Below are 13,910 nucleotides of genomic sequence, written 5' to 3'. Positions count from 1 at the left end.
GATGCCGTCGGTGGTTGGCTTGGATATTTTTGCCATCCGCTCACCTCAGCGGCATCGACGAATCCTCGATGAGATCAACGTGCCCCGCCAACCACGAACGGCGCCGCAGGTACTGGGTGGGGGTGATCTCGGTGAAGGATCGAAACTCCCGCACGAAGTGTGCTTGATCGAAGTACCCAAGCTCAGCGGCAATGGCGGCACCTCCCGACGTTCCTTCGTCGAGGCGCGTGAGGGCGGCCTGCAGTCGCCGGACCCGCAAATACGCCTTGGGCGTTAGACCGACCTGCCCGCGAAACATGTTGATCAGCCGTCGCGGCGATGAGCCGGTGAGCGCAACCGCATCAGCGACGCGCATCGACGGATTGCGTTCGGCGCCCTCCAGCACCGTGGTCACGTCGGGGTGTGGCGTGAATTGCTTGGGCTGCAAGCGGTTCAGCAGGAATTCTTCAAGCAGCCTTACCCGGGCGGCAGCCGACGAGCCCTCCGCCAGTCGCTGGCGCAGCGTCACCGCCGCACGCCCCCATAACTCGCCCAAACCGACGCAGGCATCCGTCAACTCCCCCTGCGCGATGCCCAGGAACGCCCATGCCCCGCCCGGGCGAAAGTGGACCGTGATGACGGTCTGCGCCGTATCGATCTGCGTTAGGTAGGACGCGGTGCCGGCACCGATGAAGAACGCGGGTGGCACCGTCAGCCGGGTGTGCGCATCGGCGCCGAAGAAATCCACTTCCGGCCGGTCGCCGATATCGATGACGATGGTCGCCGCTCCGCGCGGCAGGGCTCTACTGCGGTGTGGCCCTCCCGCGCGACGGTCCCAGTACCCGAAGTAAGCGATGCGTTCCGACAACGGCGGGCGGGGCCGAAACAGTTGCGGCTCCATCACCCCTCCTCGATGAGCCTGCGGAACCGTGCCGCCGGGTAGGTGGCTGCGCCCGCGGAGCTGACCCGCTCCAACAGGGCAAGATCAGAGGTCACCACGGTGATGCCCCGCGGTTGGTCGTCGGCCCTAACCAGGCGCACGATCTCGTCGTCGGCGGAGTTGGTGCCGGGCCGCGGCGCCGCCGCGATCGTGACGACCTCGGATTCGATGGGCGGCGACGGCGGCTTTTCGAAGACCACGGTGACGTGCCCGTCATGCGCCGCTGCCCAGGCTTCGAGCTGTCGGGTCAGCCGGACCATCGCGGCGTGGCGGTCCTTCCACCAGCCGTCCGGACGCGCACCGATCACGTTCATGGCGTCCACGATCCACCGCATGATTCCGACGGTACGGTGCAGAAATGAGCGCCATGAACCTGGTCACCTATGCGTGCCACGACCACGTCGCGACCATCACGCTGAACCGGCCCGAGGCCCGCAACGCCATCAATGGGGCGATGCGCCAGGACCTCAACGCCGCTTGGGACCGGTTCCGCGCCGAGGAGGACGCCTGGGTCGGGATTCTCACGGCCGAAGGCGACGTGTTCTGCGCCGGTGCCGACCTCAAGGACTCGGAGGGGGCGGTCGGCACGTTTCCCGGCACGTTCTGGGAGAAGCCCACGATCAACTCGTTCGAGAGCGGCATGGAGCTTTTCAAGCCGACTATTGCCGCGGTACACGGCCCGTGCGTGGGCTACGGCCTCACCGGATTGTTGTTCTGCGACTTCATCATCGCCAGCACCGATGCGACGTTCCGCTTTCCGGAGGTAACCCTCGGGGTGCCCACCATCGTCGGCGCGATCCGGCTGCCGCAGCGGGTGGGCTGGGCCAACGCGATGGAGCTGCTGTTGACCGGCGAGCCGATGAGCGCGCAACGCGCCAAGGACATCGGCCTGGTGTGGAAACTCGTCGAGCCCGACGCCCTGCAGGACACGGCCCAGGCTTGGGCACGCACCCTCGCCGAGGCCGCTCCCCTGGCCCAGCGGGCCACCAAAGAAGTGGCGTGGCGCAGCGCCGACATGGGTTGGATCGATGCCGTCCGGTTCGGCGAAACGATGCGCAAGGTCGCCGCGGCGACCGAGGACGTGGCCGAGGGACTACAAGCCTGGCGGGAGCAGCGGCCACCGCAGTGGCGGGGCCGCTGACCTCCCTGGCGGGGCCTAGGCCCCGGTCAGCGCCGCCAGGGCCGCGTCGTAGTTCGGCTCCTGGCCGATCTCCGGCACCAGCTCGGTGTAGGCGACGTTGCCGTCCGCGCCGATCACCACGATCGCCCGGCCCAGCAGCCCGGCCAGCGGACCATCGGCGATGGTGATCCCGTAGTCGGCACCGAAGCTGTCCCGGAAAGCCGAGGCACTGGTGACGTTCTCGATGCCTTCGGCACCGCAGAACCGCTTCTGGGCGAACGGCAGGTCGTTGGAGACGCACAGCACCGCCCCACCGGCGGCCGCCCGCTCGTTGAAGGTCCGCACGCTGGTCGCACAGACGGGGGTGTCGACCGACGGGAAGATGTTCAGCAGGACCGGTTTACCGGCGAACTGCCCGCTGTCCACCACACTCAGGTCGGTTCCGGTCAAGCTGAACGCCGGTGCTGCCGAACCGACAGCCGGCAACTCGCCTACGGTGTTGATCTGGTTTCCCTTTAACGTGATCTGCGCCATGGCAACAGTCTGCCAAGCGCGTCAACCAACGTCCACGGCGGGCCGCCGTTGTGCCGGGAGGATCGGTGGGACCGTTGCCGCGGCCACCACACTTAAGTAAGCCACCACGAAACACAGCACCACGTACCACAGGCATCCCACCGGGTCACCGTTGGCGGTCAGCCCACCGGACGCGTCCAGGTAGGCCGGCAAGGCCGTCAGCCACAGCACGGTCATGACCGACAGATACCCCGCGGCGTAGCGGACCATCAGCGGGTTGTCGTAGCGGCCGGCGGCAAAAAGATTGAGCCGCAGACGCCGCCATTGGATGATCAGGACCGGTATGGCCACCGCGGCGATGATGAGAAGTTCTACGGCATAGGCGATCCCGAGTAGCTTGCCGTCGGTGCCGAGCGAGGCCAAGACGCCGATCACGATCGTGCGCCACAACACCTGCAGCCCGCCGAATCTCCGGCCGTGATCCACCTGACGACCGACCAACAGTTGAACGCAGAGCGCCAGCGAGGCCGGCCACAGCGCCGCGAACACCACGACACTGCCCATCGGCACCGAGGTGAACATGGGTTGGTTCAGCGGGTTGTCCACCGACCATTCCCACCAGCGCAGCTGTGGGCCCAGGTGATCGAAGATCTCGTAGAACGCGTGGTGGACAAACCCCACGCAGATGGCCCCGACGATCGCACCGTAGCGGCGGAACACGCCCAGGATCCGAACGATCTCGAAGGAGATGGTGGCCATCATCGGATAGATCGCGACGATGTACAGCGGGAGCCGCCCCCACAGGAAGTCGACGGTGAACACGTTGTGCGCGAACATCGTGTCGACGTGATCGGCGATGCCGAACGCGCCCGGGAAGTACAGCGGCGGCTCGATGATCAGCAGATAGGCGATCGCCCCGAACCACAGTGCCAAGTTGGTGGCATCGCCGCGGCGGTACCGGATGATCGCGTAGATCAGTGCCAGCACGGCCCCGGTGATCACGGTGATCTCCAGGACCGGCAGCGTCCAATTCTCCAGCTGCAAGGGGTTGCGGAATTCCAGTAGTCCCCCGGCCTCGCTGCAGGAGAAGCCCAGCGACTCGGCCAGGCGCTCGAATGTCGGGGCACACAAGTCGGACATCAGGCGCTCTTCTCTTCCGCGGTGTACCACTTGGTCACGTCGTAGCCGTCGTCGTAACGGGCGAACCACTCGTTGGCCAGGACCGGGATCTTTTCGTGAGCCGGTTTGTGATTGGGCAACTGGCTGCGGACGATACCGGCTACCGCGGTGGCCATTTCGCGCTTTGGCAGATGTTTGAAGGCATCGGAGACCGGGCCCTCGTCCGCAGGCCAGCCGAAGGGAACCCGCCGCCGCCATGCCTGCTTGGCGCGGTAGGTACTGAACAGTGACAGCGCGTCAACCTTGCGGTCCGCCACGGGGACGTGCCGATTGAAGCCTTCGCACGCCACCTTGATCACGCTCATCACGTGTTTGAAGATCGACGGCGCCATCCGCATCCGATACCACGGGTCGTTGATGACGTGGTCGTAGATGATCAGCGCCGAGCTGCGGTGCTCGACTTCCTCGACGAAGTGCCACAAGAACAGTGACGCCACCCGGTCGTCGCCCGGTGCGAACAGGGTGTTGTCGTGGTCGAGCATCAGCTTGAAGACCGGGGTGAAGGTCGCCTCGAGGTCGGCGGTGTAAGCCAGCCGGTAGTCCAGCGACTTTTCCGCGGCCATCTTGTCGAACATGGCGTTGCATGCGTCGACCGTTTCCTTGAGCCCCGGGTAGGCCCGGACCAGCGCCTTCGCATGACCGCGGTGGGCCATCGAGTGCTGGCCCTCCTGACGCACGAAGGCGTCGGCCTCCTCGGCGACCACCGGGTCGGTGATCAGCGGCATTGCCTCGGCGATCATGCCGCCGATCATCTTCTCGAAGCCGATCGCCAGCAGCGAGACTGCGTTGGCCATCGACGAGAACGCTGGGTTCGCTTCATTCCACAAAAACGGCACGGGGTACTCGGCGAACGCAAACCGCAGTTTGCGCACGATCAGGTCAGTCATCGCTACCTCAACTCGGAACATACAACTGGACGTCATCGCGTATGATTGTTCGATGCGCCAAGCTTGTCAAGCAGGTCACTGATGGCCCGTCGACGCGGCTGGGGAGGTAACCCCCCGCACACCGACGCGGAAGCCGGCCGGCGGATCATCGCCGCGGCCGTCGAGCTGGTCGCCGAGACCGGTTCGGCGGTGTCGCTGGCCGACGTCGCCACGTCACTCGGGGTGATCCGGCAGACGGTGTACCGCTACTTCCCCACCGCCGATGCGCTGATGCGCGCCGTGGCCATCGCCTCGGTCGACGACTTCCTCGACCGGCTGACCGAGCACGTACACGGCATCCACGATCCCGCCGACGCGCTCGCCGAAGGTGCGGTCTACACCCTGGATGCGGTGGCCCGCTCCCCGCACCTGGGCGCCATGCTGTCGTCCTCGTCAGCACACAATCGCGAGATGGCCTCCGAAGAGGCCCGCGCCTTCGGGATGCGCATGATCGAGCGGTTCGACGTCAACTGGACGCGGCACGGCTACGACGAAGCAGCCCTGCGCGAACTCGTGGAGTTCACCCTACGGATCATGCTCTCGTTCGTGGTGGCGCCCAACGATCCAGGTCGCTCCCCCGATGAGCTGCGCCGGTTCCTGCGTCGCTGGCTCGGCGAAGCCGTCACCGCCCAGTCGCGGCATTCCGCCGACTGACCCGCCTCCCCATACCCCCGAGGGTTCTTCCGGAATATTTGTATACCCTACGGGGTATAGTATTCACGCAGAGTCCGAGTGGAGGGAATCGAGAGGCGATGGGTATGCGCGCGATCGTGAGCCGAGCCTGGGTGCCCGTGGTGGTCGCGTTGGCGGCAGTCGTCGGAACCTTGGCAGTCGTGAACTTGCGCGGCGCGTTCGGCGCCGACGAGATCTTTCACTGGGACGGCAGCGGTTCGCAGGTGATCAACTCGATCAACGAAAAGCAGATCCGCTACGAGGTTTTCGGGTCCGGATCGGCCGCCGGCTCGGTGAGCTATCTGAACCGGGAGGCGCAGCCCGCGCAGGCGACGTTCACCGGCCTGCCCTGGAGCCACACCATGACCACCACGAGTCCTTCCGTCATCGGCAATATCGTCGCCCAAGGTGACGGCGACCAGATCGGCTGCCGCATCACCGTCAACGGCGCCGTCAAGGACGAGCAGCTGGCCACCGGGCACCACGCCCAAGTGTTCTGTCTGGTCAAAGGCGCATGAGCGGCCACGGCACCCCTCGCCCGGGGTATATGCGGGCGGTTCGCCGGCTGGCCTGGCCGCTGGTGATCTTCTGGCTGCTGCTGACCGTCGGGCTCAATGTGCTGGTTCCCCCGATCGAGTCGGTGGCACGCGAGAACGCGGTGACGATGTCGCCGCACGATGCGCCGTCGATGATCGCGGCCAAGCACATCGGTGCCACCTTCGACGAATTCGACTCCGACGCCATGGTGATGCTGGTGCTCGAAGGCGAGACCGAACTGGGCCCCGAAGCGCACCGCTACTACGACACCGTGATCGCCAAACTGGCGGCCGATCACGAGCACGTCCAGCACATCGCGGACCTGTGGGGCGACCCGATCACCGCCGCCGGAGTGCAAAGCACCGATGGCAAAGCCGCCTACGCGCAGATCAACACCGCGGGCGATCAGGGCAGCACCCTGGGCAACGAATCGGTCGACGCGGTCCGCACGATCGTTGCCTCGGTGCCCGCACCACCCGGCGTCAGGGCCTACGTCACCGGCCAGGCGGCCCTGACCACCGATATGACCGAAGCCGCCGACAAAAGCATGCTCAAGATGATGGCCGTGACCGGTGTGGTCATCATCATCATGCTGGCCATCGTCTACCGCTCCGCGGCCACCGTGGCACTCGCGCTGGTGATGGTGGGCTTCGAAATGGGCAGCGCACGCGGTCTCGTCGCACTACTGGGACACCATGGCCTACTGGGCTTTTCGACCTTCGTGGTCGCGATGCTGTCGTCCCTGGCGATCGCAGCCGGGACCGACTACGCGATCTTCTTGATCGGGCGCTACCACGAGGCGCGCAATGCCGGCGAAGACCCCGAGACCGCCTGGTACTCGATGTTTCGCGGCACCTGGCATGTCATCTTGGGCTCGGGACTGACGATCGCGGGCGCGTCACTGTGCCTGCATTTCGCCCGGCTGTCCTACTTCAAAGCCCTGGGAATCCCGTCGGCGCTGGGTCTGCTGGTGGTCATCGCCGGTGCGCTCACCGTGGCGCCGGCCATCGTCGCGATCGCCACCCGACACGGCCTGCTGGAGCCCAAGCGGGTTGAGGGTCGCGGCTGGCGGCGTATCGGAACCGCCAATGTCCGCTGGCCCGGTGCGGTTTTCGTGGCGGCACTGCTGGTCACCCTCGCGGGCATGTTGGCGGTGCCCAGCATGAAGATCAGTTTCAACGACCGCTATTACATCCCCGCGAGCCTGCCCGCGAACGTCGGCTACGACGCGGCCGAACGTCATTTCAGCGCCGCCCGGATGAACCCGGATGTCCTGATGGTCGAAAGCGACCATGATCTTCGCAATCCCGCCGACATGATCATCTTGGACCGGATCGCCAAGAACATGTTCCGCAGCCGCGGGGTCGAACGCGTGCAGAGCATCACCCGGCCATTGGGCAGCCCCATCGACCACACCTCGATTCCGTTCCAGGTCAGCATGCAGGCCGTTCCGATCCAGGAGAACCTGCAGTTCATGACCGACCGACTGGCCGACATGGTCAAGATGAGCAACGACTTGGGCGCCACCGTCGAGGCCATGGTGCGACTGCGCGACCTCGTCACCCAGATGAACAGCACCACCGGCAAGATGAGCGTCGACATGGCCACGGTGACCGCGACCGTCGACGAGATCCGCGACCACATCGCAGATTTCGACGATGTCGTGCGCCCGATTCGCAATTACTTCTACTGGGAGCAGCATTGCCTCAACATCCCGGCATGCGACGCGATCCGCTCGGTCTTCGACGCCTACGACGGTATGGACAAGTTCAGCGAGGACATGCGGCCACTGCTGGCCGACATGGCAGAGGTCAACACGCTGATGCCGCAACTGGTCGGGCAGTTCGACCCGATGATCGCGGTGGCGAAATCCATGCAGGGCAGCCTGCTCACGATGCATTCGAGCTTCTCCGGCCTGGTGACCCAGATGTCGAGGATGACCGATACCGCCACCGAGATGGGCCGGGCCTTCGACGCCTCCAAGTCCGACGACTACTTCTATCTTCCCCCAGAGGCCTTCGACAATGCCGATTTCCAGAAGGGCCTCAAGCTGTTCTTGTCCCCGGACGGCAAAGCGGCGCGGTTCATCGTCACCTACGACGCCGATCCCGCGACCCCGAAGGGCATAGCATTCGTCGAACCGATGCTGGCCGCCGCTCACGACGCGGTGAAGGGAACGCCGCTGACCGGTGCCAAGTTCTACCTCACCGGAACTGCGGCGGTGTACAAGGACATCCAAGTGGGCTCGACCTACGACATCCTGATCGTCGGGACGGCGGCGGTGACGCTGATCTTCATCGTGATGCTGCTGATCACCCGGGCACTGGTCGCTTCCGCGGTGATCGTGGGGACGGTGCTGCTATCGCTGAGTGCGGCATTCGGTCTGACCGTGGTGGTGTGGCAGCACATCCTCGGCCTCCAATTGAACTGGATCGCACCGGTGTTCGGGGTGATCATCCTGCTGGCGGTTGGTTCGGACTACAACTTGTTGCTGGTCTCCCGGTTCCAGGAGGAGATCGGCGCCGGGATCAAGACCGGGATCATCCGCTCGATCGGCGGCACCGGCTCGGTGGTCACCGCCGCGGGACTGGTGTTCGCGTTCACGATGATGTCGATGGCCGCCAGCGATCTGTATTCGATCGGTCAGGCCGGCAGCACCATCGGGCTCGGCCTGCTGTTCGACACCCTGATCGTGCGCTCGTTCTTGACGCCCTCGATCGCGGCGCTGCTGGGCCGATGGTTCTGGTGGCCGCAAAACATCCGGCGCGTCCGGGCGGCGCCGACCCGTCCGGCCCCCGTCAAAGCCGACGCGGCCGCTACCCCGCTGCCGGTGACCGCGGGACCACCGTAGGCCGAAAGTCGTAGTGGGTGGGCGAGCCGCCTACGCCACCGCGTGCGGCCAGGCTGCCGAACGGCACCATCGGCGGCACCGCGGCCGCGTTGCCCATCCCCGCTGCCGGGGCCGCTGCCCCACCGACCGACGGCAGCGCCGCGGCCCCCGGAGCGCTGGCCACGCCCAGACCGGTCCAGGCCGGCGGCACCGACAACGCGCCGATCGAGGCGGCCCAGCCGCCGCACCCGCCGCGGCACCCTTGGCCCCGTTGGTGCCGCCCATCAGCATCCGCATCAGCATGCTCATCGGCATCATCGCCATCCGCATCGGCATCATCAGCGAATTCAGGCTCGACATCGACGACGACATCGACCCGCCCGTCGACGCCTCCTCGGTGGGCGCGGCCAGCGCCTGGAGGGCCGTCGGAGTCGTCGAGAGCAGTTGCGGCCCTTGCGACATCAACGCCTCGGTGTCGGTACCGGTGGTCGCGGCGGCCGACTGCGCGACCGAGAAGGCCTGGCCGGACGGATCGGTGGTCTGCGGCGGCGAGGAGAACGGCGTGACCTGGGTGGCCACCGCCGATGCCCCGGCGTAGCCGTACATGGCTGCGGCGTCCTGCGCCCACATCTCCAGGTATTGCGCCTCGGTGGCGGCGATCGCCGCGGAGTTCTGCCCGAGGATATTGGTGGCGATCAGGCTCGCCTGCAGGGTGCGGTTGGTGGCGATCAGCGGCGGCGGAACGGTAGCCGCGTAGGCGGATTCGTAGGCCGTGACGGCGGCGGTCAGTTGGGCGGCGGCCTGCTCGGCCTGTGCCCCGGTGGCGCTGAGCCAGGTGACGTAGGGGCTGGCGGCGGCCGCCATTGTCACCGCGGAGGCGCCCTGCCAGGAACCGCTGGTCAGACCCGTAACCACCGAACCATAGGACGCGGCGGCGGAGTTCAATTCGGCGGCCAAGTCCTGCCAGGATGTCGCAGAGGCCAGTAACGAAGCGGGGCCGGGACCGGCGTACATGCGCGCCGAGTTGATCTCCGGCGGCAGGGCTCCGTAGTCCATTGCCTCCCCTTATCTCTTCGCCGGCAATCGGTCCGGCAAGATACATTAGGAAGGCTAGCTAGCTATCTTTGGCGCCCGGCAGGTCTGCGCTGTGCGCCAGCTGTGCGCCGGGCTACGGGCGCTGTGGAGATCGGCGCTCCGCCAGGTGAGCGCTCATGGCGGTGCGCAGGTCCACCAGCAGGCCCTCGAAGCCGCCCAGTACCTCGGGCCGGTACTGCGACATCACCCCGTCGAGCTGGAGAGCCAGCGTGGCAAAGAATTCGTCGGCACGCGCGTGCACCTGCGGACTGCTGCGCAGTGTCACCACCCGTCGATCAGCGCTTTCTCGGCTGCGCACAATGTGTCCGGCTTCCTCGAGCCGATTGAGCAGGGCTGTCGTCGCCCCCGACGACAGCCCTATGCGGCTCGCCAGACGCGCGGGTGAGAGCGGAACGCCGCGCTCTTCTTCGTAGACGATCTCCAACAGTGCCTCGGCGTCAGTGGAATACAGCCCGAGCCAACTCCCGAACAATCGACTGAACTGGTTGAAGACGGAACCGTAGATTCTGAGTTCTTCCATCAGGCGAGCGTGTTGTTCGCCGATGTCCGAGGTAGCCCGACCTTCCATGGCTATCGGTGACCTACCTTCTCGTTGACGGCGCGGCCGGCGCCGCACGTTCTTGACAACCTAACCCCGCGGGCCTACCTTCATGCAAAAGTTACTCGATTATAAAGGTGTCTCGGGAGGATTACCCACGAACGCGCAAGGAGTTTCATGACCGACCAAATCCCTGATGCCGCAACCATGCAGGCCTTCAACAAGACCGTCATCGACGAATTCCGCTCCAACAACGGCAAAGTCGGGGGTCCATTTGAAGGCCAGGACCTGCTCTTGCTCACCACGACCGGCGCCAAGACGGGGCAGCCCCGAGTGGTCCCGCTGTCCTATCTGCTCATCGACGGGAAGATGATTCTGGTCGGCTCCCTAGCCGGCGCCGATCGCGATCCAGCGTGGGTGCACAACCTACGAGCCACTCCGCGAGCGCACATCGATCTCGGCACGCAGGCCGACGATGTTTTCGCTCGCGAACTCTCGCCCGCCGAACGAGATGCCATGTTTCCCACGGTCATGGCCATGGAGCCGGTGTACGCCGAGTACCAGTCGAAGACAGCGCGGCCGATCCCCCTGTTCGAATTACGACGAGCCGAAAACTGAACGCTCGCCGACCGGCTCGGCACCAACGCCACCCTTCGCGACGACGAGTCGCGAGAATTGCCCTGCCAAAGGAGGCGCCGAAGAATGGATATTGGACTGGGCATGGCCGTCCGCAACCACCCCGGCCGGCCCGAACCCCTTCCCGCGGTCTACCGCGACTACCTCGATGACGCGGTTTACGCCGAGGAACTCGGATTCGATCACGTATGGGTAGGCGAACATCGAATGACCGAGGATCAGTGGACCCCATCGCCGTTGGTTACCCTCGCCGCGATCGCCGCGCGCACGTCGACCATTCGGCTCGGCACCGGGGTGTTATGCCTTCCGTTTCACAACCCTTTGCGGGTAGCCGAAGACTTCGCGGTCCTGGACAATATCTCCAATGGCCGTGTCAGCGTGGGCTTCGGCGTCGGATCTCAGTACGAAGAGTTCCGCACATTCGGCGTTGATCCGGCCCACCGGCTGCCCATGACCTATGAGGCGGCGAGCTTCATCCGACGCTGCTTCACCGAAACCGACACCTTCAGCCACTACGGCACTTACTACCAGTTCGATGAAGTGACGTTCACTCACCCGCCCGTGCAACACGAGATCCCGTTCTACGCGTCGGCGATGGGACCGAAAAGCATCGCCCGCGCCGCCGCCGATGGCTATTTCTTACTCGCTCCTCGACAGCCCGCCTACGACGAGGCCCTCACCGCCTGCGGCCGAGATCCCTCGCAATTCAAAGCCATCAACATGCAGAACGTGTGCATCGCCGCCACCCACGGCCGAGCCGTCGAAGCATCGTTGGACGGGCTGCATTACGCGATCAACTTCTATGCGCTCCGCCGTGACCTGAAGGGCAACGTGCCCGACCCTCAAACCGCCGAAGTCACCCGCGAACACATCGCCAGTGGAAAACCCAGCACCATGGGCATCCCCGCAGTCGGTACGCCTGACGAGGTCACCGAAATGCTCCGGCAGTCTATCCAAGCGATGCCGGGAACCACGGGCTTCATGATCAGCTTCCGGCACGCCGGCATGCGCACCGAAGACGTTCGCGAGTCGATGAAGCTCTTCGCCGAACACGTGATGCCCAACCTCGATTAGATCGTGGTCCTGGAATCCGATGCGCCGCTGAGATACTGGTCACGGCAGGCGCGTCGGGCCAACTTGCCGCTGGTGGTGCGTGGGATCGACCCGGCCCGCACGAATCGGACGTCGGTGGCGACCAACCCGTGGACCCGCGCAACCTCTGATCTGATCGCCTCGACCGCCCGCGCGGGATCCTTGCGGCCGGTGCCGGTCGCCCGTTCCGCGACGATCACGAGCCGATCGGCCGTCTCGGCTGGGACCGCGAACGCCACCACGTAACCGCCCCGCACCATCGGCGAAGCGTGCGCCACCGTGGCCTCCACATCCTGCGGGTAGTGACCACGGCCGTCAATGGTGATCAGATCCACGGTCCGACCGGTCACGTACAGCTCACCGCCGGAATAGAAACCCAGGTCGCCGGTGCGCAGCCAAGCGCTGTCGGGTGGCGTCAGACCGGCATGGCTGCCGTGGTCCAGCCGAGACCGCAGGCGGGCGCCGAATGCCTGCCGGGTCTCCTCGGGCCGGCCCCAGTACCCGGCGGTGACGTTGTCGCCGTGCAGCCAGATCTCGCCGATCCTGCCGTCGGGCAATTCCGCCCCGGCGTCGACGATCACCGCCGACAGGCTGCGGGCCACCTGTCCGCACGAGACCTGGGCCACCGCGCCCGGGGCATCGGCGGCCACCGGCGCCGCGCGGCCGGCACCGAGTTGATCGCGGTCCAGGTACAGCACGCTCGCCTTCGCGTCGGGGGCGATGGTGGCCACGAACAGGGTTGCCTCGGCGATCCCGTAGGACGGCTTGATGGCGGTGGACGGCAGCCCGTACGGCGCGAACGCCTCGTTGAACGTGGCGATCGCCGCCATGTTCACCGGCTCGGATCCGATGATCATCACCACGTTCGAGAGGTCGATATCGGCATCCGGCGCGGGCAGGCCCCGCGCCGCCGTCAGCTCATAGGCGAAATTCGGTGCGGCGGTGACCACTCGGCCACGTCGCGAGGCGTCCGACAACGCGTGGATCCAGCGCTGCGGCCGCCGGATGAACGCCGTCGGCGAGATCAGCGTCGAGTGTCCCCCGTAGACCGCCGGAAATCCGATCATCGACAGGCCCATGTCGTGATAGAGCGGTAACCAACTGAGCCCGTGCGTGTTTCGGTCCAGCATGTCGATCGACAGGATCATCTGCAGCAGGTTGGTGGCAACCGAACGGTGTGTCACCTGGACCCCGATCGGCGGCCGGGTGGTGCCCGAGGTGTACTGCAGGTGCGACACGTCGTCGATATCGATATCGACCGGCACGAAGGACTCCCCGGCCGAGTTCGGGATCTCGTCCATCACCACCACGCGGGGCCGCAACGGCTCCGGCAGCCTGCCCAAGAACTCCTCGACGATCTGCCGCACCGCGGCCGTGGTCAGGACCACCGTCGGAGTGGAGTCGCGCAATGCCGTGTCGAGTCGTTCGGCGTGGCCGGGTAGTTCGGGGGCGAACAGCGGCACCGCGACAGTTGCGCACTTGAGCGCCGCATAGAACCCGGTGACATAGTCCAGTCCCTGTGGTGCCAGGATCGCCACCCGGTCGCCGGGGACGGTGAGACCCTGCAGCCGGGCGCCGATGGCGCGCAGTCGCTCGCCGAGTTGCGTCCAGGTCAGCTCCAGCGCCTGGCCCTCCACCGGACCCGCGTAGTCGAGGTAACGGAACGCCACCGCATCCCCCACGTTGGCGATGTTGCGGTCGATCAGCGAGATCAGGTTGTCATCCGGTGGCAGCACGATGCCGCCGTCGGAGTCCAGACACTCCTCGATCTGCACCAGTCCCTTGAGGGCCGTCGAGCGCTGCGACTGCGTCATGCCCCGCAGTCTAAGTCCCCAGCTCCGTCGGCGACGCCT

The 13,910-nt window shown here is 65.9% G+C and carries 13 protein-coding genes and 1 pseudogene; 6 read left to right on the top strand and 8 right to left on the bottom strand.

The genetic code is table 11. The features are described 5' to 3' along the window. Positions 1 to 40 precede the first annotated feature (40 nt). Positions 41 to 883 carry a helix-turn-helix domain-containing protein gene (locus BN4346_RS29180; protein WP_096867475.1) on the bottom strand — a complete coding sequence of 281 codons (843 nt, stop codon included), beginning with the start codon at positions 881 to 883 and terminating at the stop codon, positions 41 to 43. Next, positions 880 to 1,254, bottom strand: a complete 375-nt coding sequence (locus tag BN4346_RS29175; protein ID WP_067969508.1) for an NYN domain-containing protein — start codon at positions 1,252 to 1,254, stop codon at positions 880 to 882. Before BN4346_RS29175 ends, BN4346_RS29180 begins: the two co-directional genes overlap by 4 nt. A 32-nt stretch (positions 1,255 to 1,286) precedes the next feature. On the opposite strand from BN4346_RS29175, the gene BN4346_RS29170 reads away from it, so the two are divergent. Next, positions 1,287 to 2,060 carry an enoyl-CoA hydratase/isomerase family protein gene (locus tag BN4346_RS29170; protein WP_067969506.1) on the top strand — a complete coding sequence of 258 codons (774 nt, stop codon included), beginning with the start codon at positions 1,287 to 1,289 and terminating at the stop codon, positions 2,058 to 2,060. Between the two features lie 15 nt (positions 2,061 to 2,075). On the opposite strand, the gene tpx is transcribed toward BN4346_RS29170, so the two are convergent. The 3 genes from tpx to BN4346_RS29155 are packed head-to-tail and all read right to left on the bottom strand — an operon-like array spanning position 2,076 to position 4,618. After that, on the bottom strand, positions 2,076 to 2,573 hold the full coding sequence (gene tpx, locus BN4346_RS29165; RefSeq protein ID WP_067969504.1) for a thiol peroxidase: 498 nt from the start codon (positions 2,571 to 2,573) through the stop codon (positions 2,076 to 2,078). 21 nt (positions 2,574 to 2,594) lie between these two features. Further along, a complete protein-coding gene (locus tag BN4346_RS29160) occupies positions 2,595 to 3,692 on the bottom strand; it encodes a hypothetical protein (RefSeq protein WP_067969501.1) in 1,098 nt (365 codons plus the stop codon). Then, positions 3,692 to 4,618: a metal-dependent hydrolase gene (locus tag BN4346_RS29155; RefSeq protein WP_067969969.1), complete on the bottom strand. Its 927-nt coding sequence runs from the start codon at positions 4,616 to 4,618 to the stop codon at positions 3,692 to 3,694. Before BN4346_RS29155 ends, BN4346_RS29160 begins: the two co-directional genes overlap by 1 nt. A gap of 81 nt (positions 4,619 to 4,699) precedes the next feature. Here BN4346_RS29155 and BN4346_RS29150 point away from each other — a divergent pair, with 81 nt between their 5' ends. The 3 genes from BN4346_RS29150 (at position 4,700) to BN4346_RS29140 (ending at position 8,717) form a co-directional block, all read left to right on the top strand. Next, positions 4,700 to 5,311 carry a TetR/AcrR family transcriptional regulator gene (locus BN4346_RS29150; protein WP_067969498.1) on the top strand — a complete coding sequence of 204 codons (612 nt, stop codon included), beginning with the start codon at positions 4,700 to 4,702 and terminating at the stop codon, positions 5,309 to 5,311. A gap of 104 nt (positions 5,312 to 5,415) precedes the next feature. After that, on the top strand, positions 5,416 to 5,847 hold the full coding sequence (locus BN4346_RS29145; protein ID WP_067969495.1) for an MmpS family transport accessory protein: 432 nt from the start codon (positions 5,416 to 5,418) through the stop codon (positions 5,845 to 5,847). Further along, on the top strand, positions 5,844 to 8,717 hold the full coding sequence (locus tag BN4346_RS29140) for an MMPL/RND family transporter (RefSeq protein ID WP_067969493.1): 2,874 nt from the start codon (positions 5,844 to 5,846) through the stop codon (positions 8,715 to 8,717). The genes BN4346_RS29145 and BN4346_RS29140 overlap by 4 nt, the downstream gene beginning before the upstream one ends. Here BN4346_RS29140 and BN4346_RS29135 read toward each other — a convergent pair. Beyond that, positions 8,683 to 9,752, bottom strand: a pseudogene (locus BN4346_RS29135) (PPE family protein). The gene BN4346_RS29140 and the pseudogene BN4346_RS29135 sit on opposite strands and share 35 nt — an antisense overlap. 112 nt (positions 9,753 to 9,864) lie before the next feature. Continuing rightward, positions 9,865 to 10,311, bottom strand: a complete 447-nt coding sequence (locus BN4346_RS29130; protein WP_235653555.1) for a MarR family winged helix-turn-helix transcriptional regulator — start codon at positions 10,309 to 10,311, stop codon at positions 9,865 to 9,867. 195 nt (positions 10,312 to 10,506) lie between these two features. Here BN4346_RS29130 and BN4346_RS29125 point away from each other — a divergent pair, with 195 nt between their 5' ends. Next, positions 10,507 to 10,947, top strand: coding sequence for a nitroreductase family deazaflavin-dependent oxidoreductase (locus tag BN4346_RS29125; RefSeq protein ID WP_067969487.1), 441 nt, complete (start codon positions 10,507 to 10,509; stop codon positions 10,945 to 10,947). Between the two features lie 84 nt (positions 10,948 to 11,031). Beyond that, the gene (locus BN4346_RS29120; RefSeq protein ID WP_067969485.1) at positions 11,032 to 12,039 is read left to right on the top strand and encodes an LLM class flavin-dependent oxidoreductase; all 1,008 of its coding nucleotides are present in this window, start codon (positions 11,032 to 11,034) and stop codon (positions 12,037 to 12,039) included. Here the strand turns inward: BN4346_RS29120 and BN4346_RS29115 are convergent. Further along, the gene (locus tag BN4346_RS29115) at positions 12,036 to 13,871 is read right to left on the bottom strand and encodes a fatty acyl-AMP ligase (protein WP_067969483.1); all 1,836 of its coding nucleotides are present in this window, start codon (positions 13,869 to 13,871) and stop codon (positions 12,036 to 12,038) included. The two genes, BN4346_RS29120 and BN4346_RS29115, sit on opposite strands and share 4 nt — an antisense overlap. Positions 13,872 to 13,910: the final 39 nt, after the last annotated feature.

This window comes from Mycolicibacter icosiumassiliensis, assembly GCF_900078685.2.
In the GTDB taxonomy this organism is placed as follows: Bacteria; Actinomycetota; Actinomycetes; order Mycobacteriales; family Mycobacteriaceae; genus Mycobacterium; species Mycobacterium icosiumassiliensis.
This window is presented reverse-complemented; position numbering and strand designations above follow the sequence as displayed.

Bases quoted from the DNA above. Each gene is read 5' to 3' on its own strand.
- BN4346_RS29145 (WP_067969495.1), top strand. From the start codon at position 5,416: ATGCGCGCGATCGTGAGCCGAGCCTGGGTGCCCGTGGTGGTCGCGTTG.
- BN4346_RS29150 (WP_067969498.1), top strand. From the start codon at position 4,700: ATGGCCCGTCGACGCGGCTGGGGAGGTAACCCCCCGCACACCGACGCG.
- BN4346_RS29170 (WP_067969506.1), top strand. From the start codon at position 1,287: ATGAACCTGGTCACCTATGCGTGCCACGACCACGTCGCGACCATCACG.
- BN4346_RS29120 (WP_067969485.1), top strand. From the start codon at position 11,032: ATGGATATTGGACTGGGCATGGCCGTCCGCAACCACCCCGGCCGGCCC.
- BN4346_RS29140 (WP_067969493.1), top strand. From the start codon at position 5,844: ATGAGCGGCCACGGCACCCCTCGCCCGGGGTATATGCGGGCGGTTCGC.
- BN4346_RS29175 (WP_067969508.1), bottom strand. From the start codon at position 1,254: ATGCGGTGGATCGTGGACGCCATGAACGTGATCGGTGCGCGTCCGGAC.
- tpx (WP_067969504.1), bottom strand. From the start codon at position 2,573: ATGGCGCAGATCACGTTAAAGGGAAACCAGATCAACACCGTAGGCGAG.
- BN4346_RS29155 (WP_067969969.1), bottom strand. From the start codon at position 4,618: ATGACTGACCTGATCGTGCGCAAACTGCGGTTTGCGTTCGCCGAGTAC.
- BN4346_RS29125 (WP_067969487.1), top strand. From the start codon at position 10,507: ATGACCGACCAAATCCCTGATGCCGCAACCATGCAGGCCTTCAACAAG.
- BN4346_RS29115 (WP_067969483.1), bottom strand. From the start codon at position 13,871: ATGACGCAGTCGCAGCGCTCGACGGCCCTCAAGGGACTGGTGCAGATC.
- BN4346_RS29160 (WP_067969501.1), bottom strand. From the start codon at position 3,692: ATGTCCGACTTGTGTGCCCCGACATTCGAGCGCCTGGCCGAGTCGCTG.
- BN4346_RS29130 (WP_235653555.1), bottom strand. From the start codon at position 10,311: ATGGAAGAACTCAGAATCTACGGTTCCGTCTTCAACCAGTTCAGTCGA.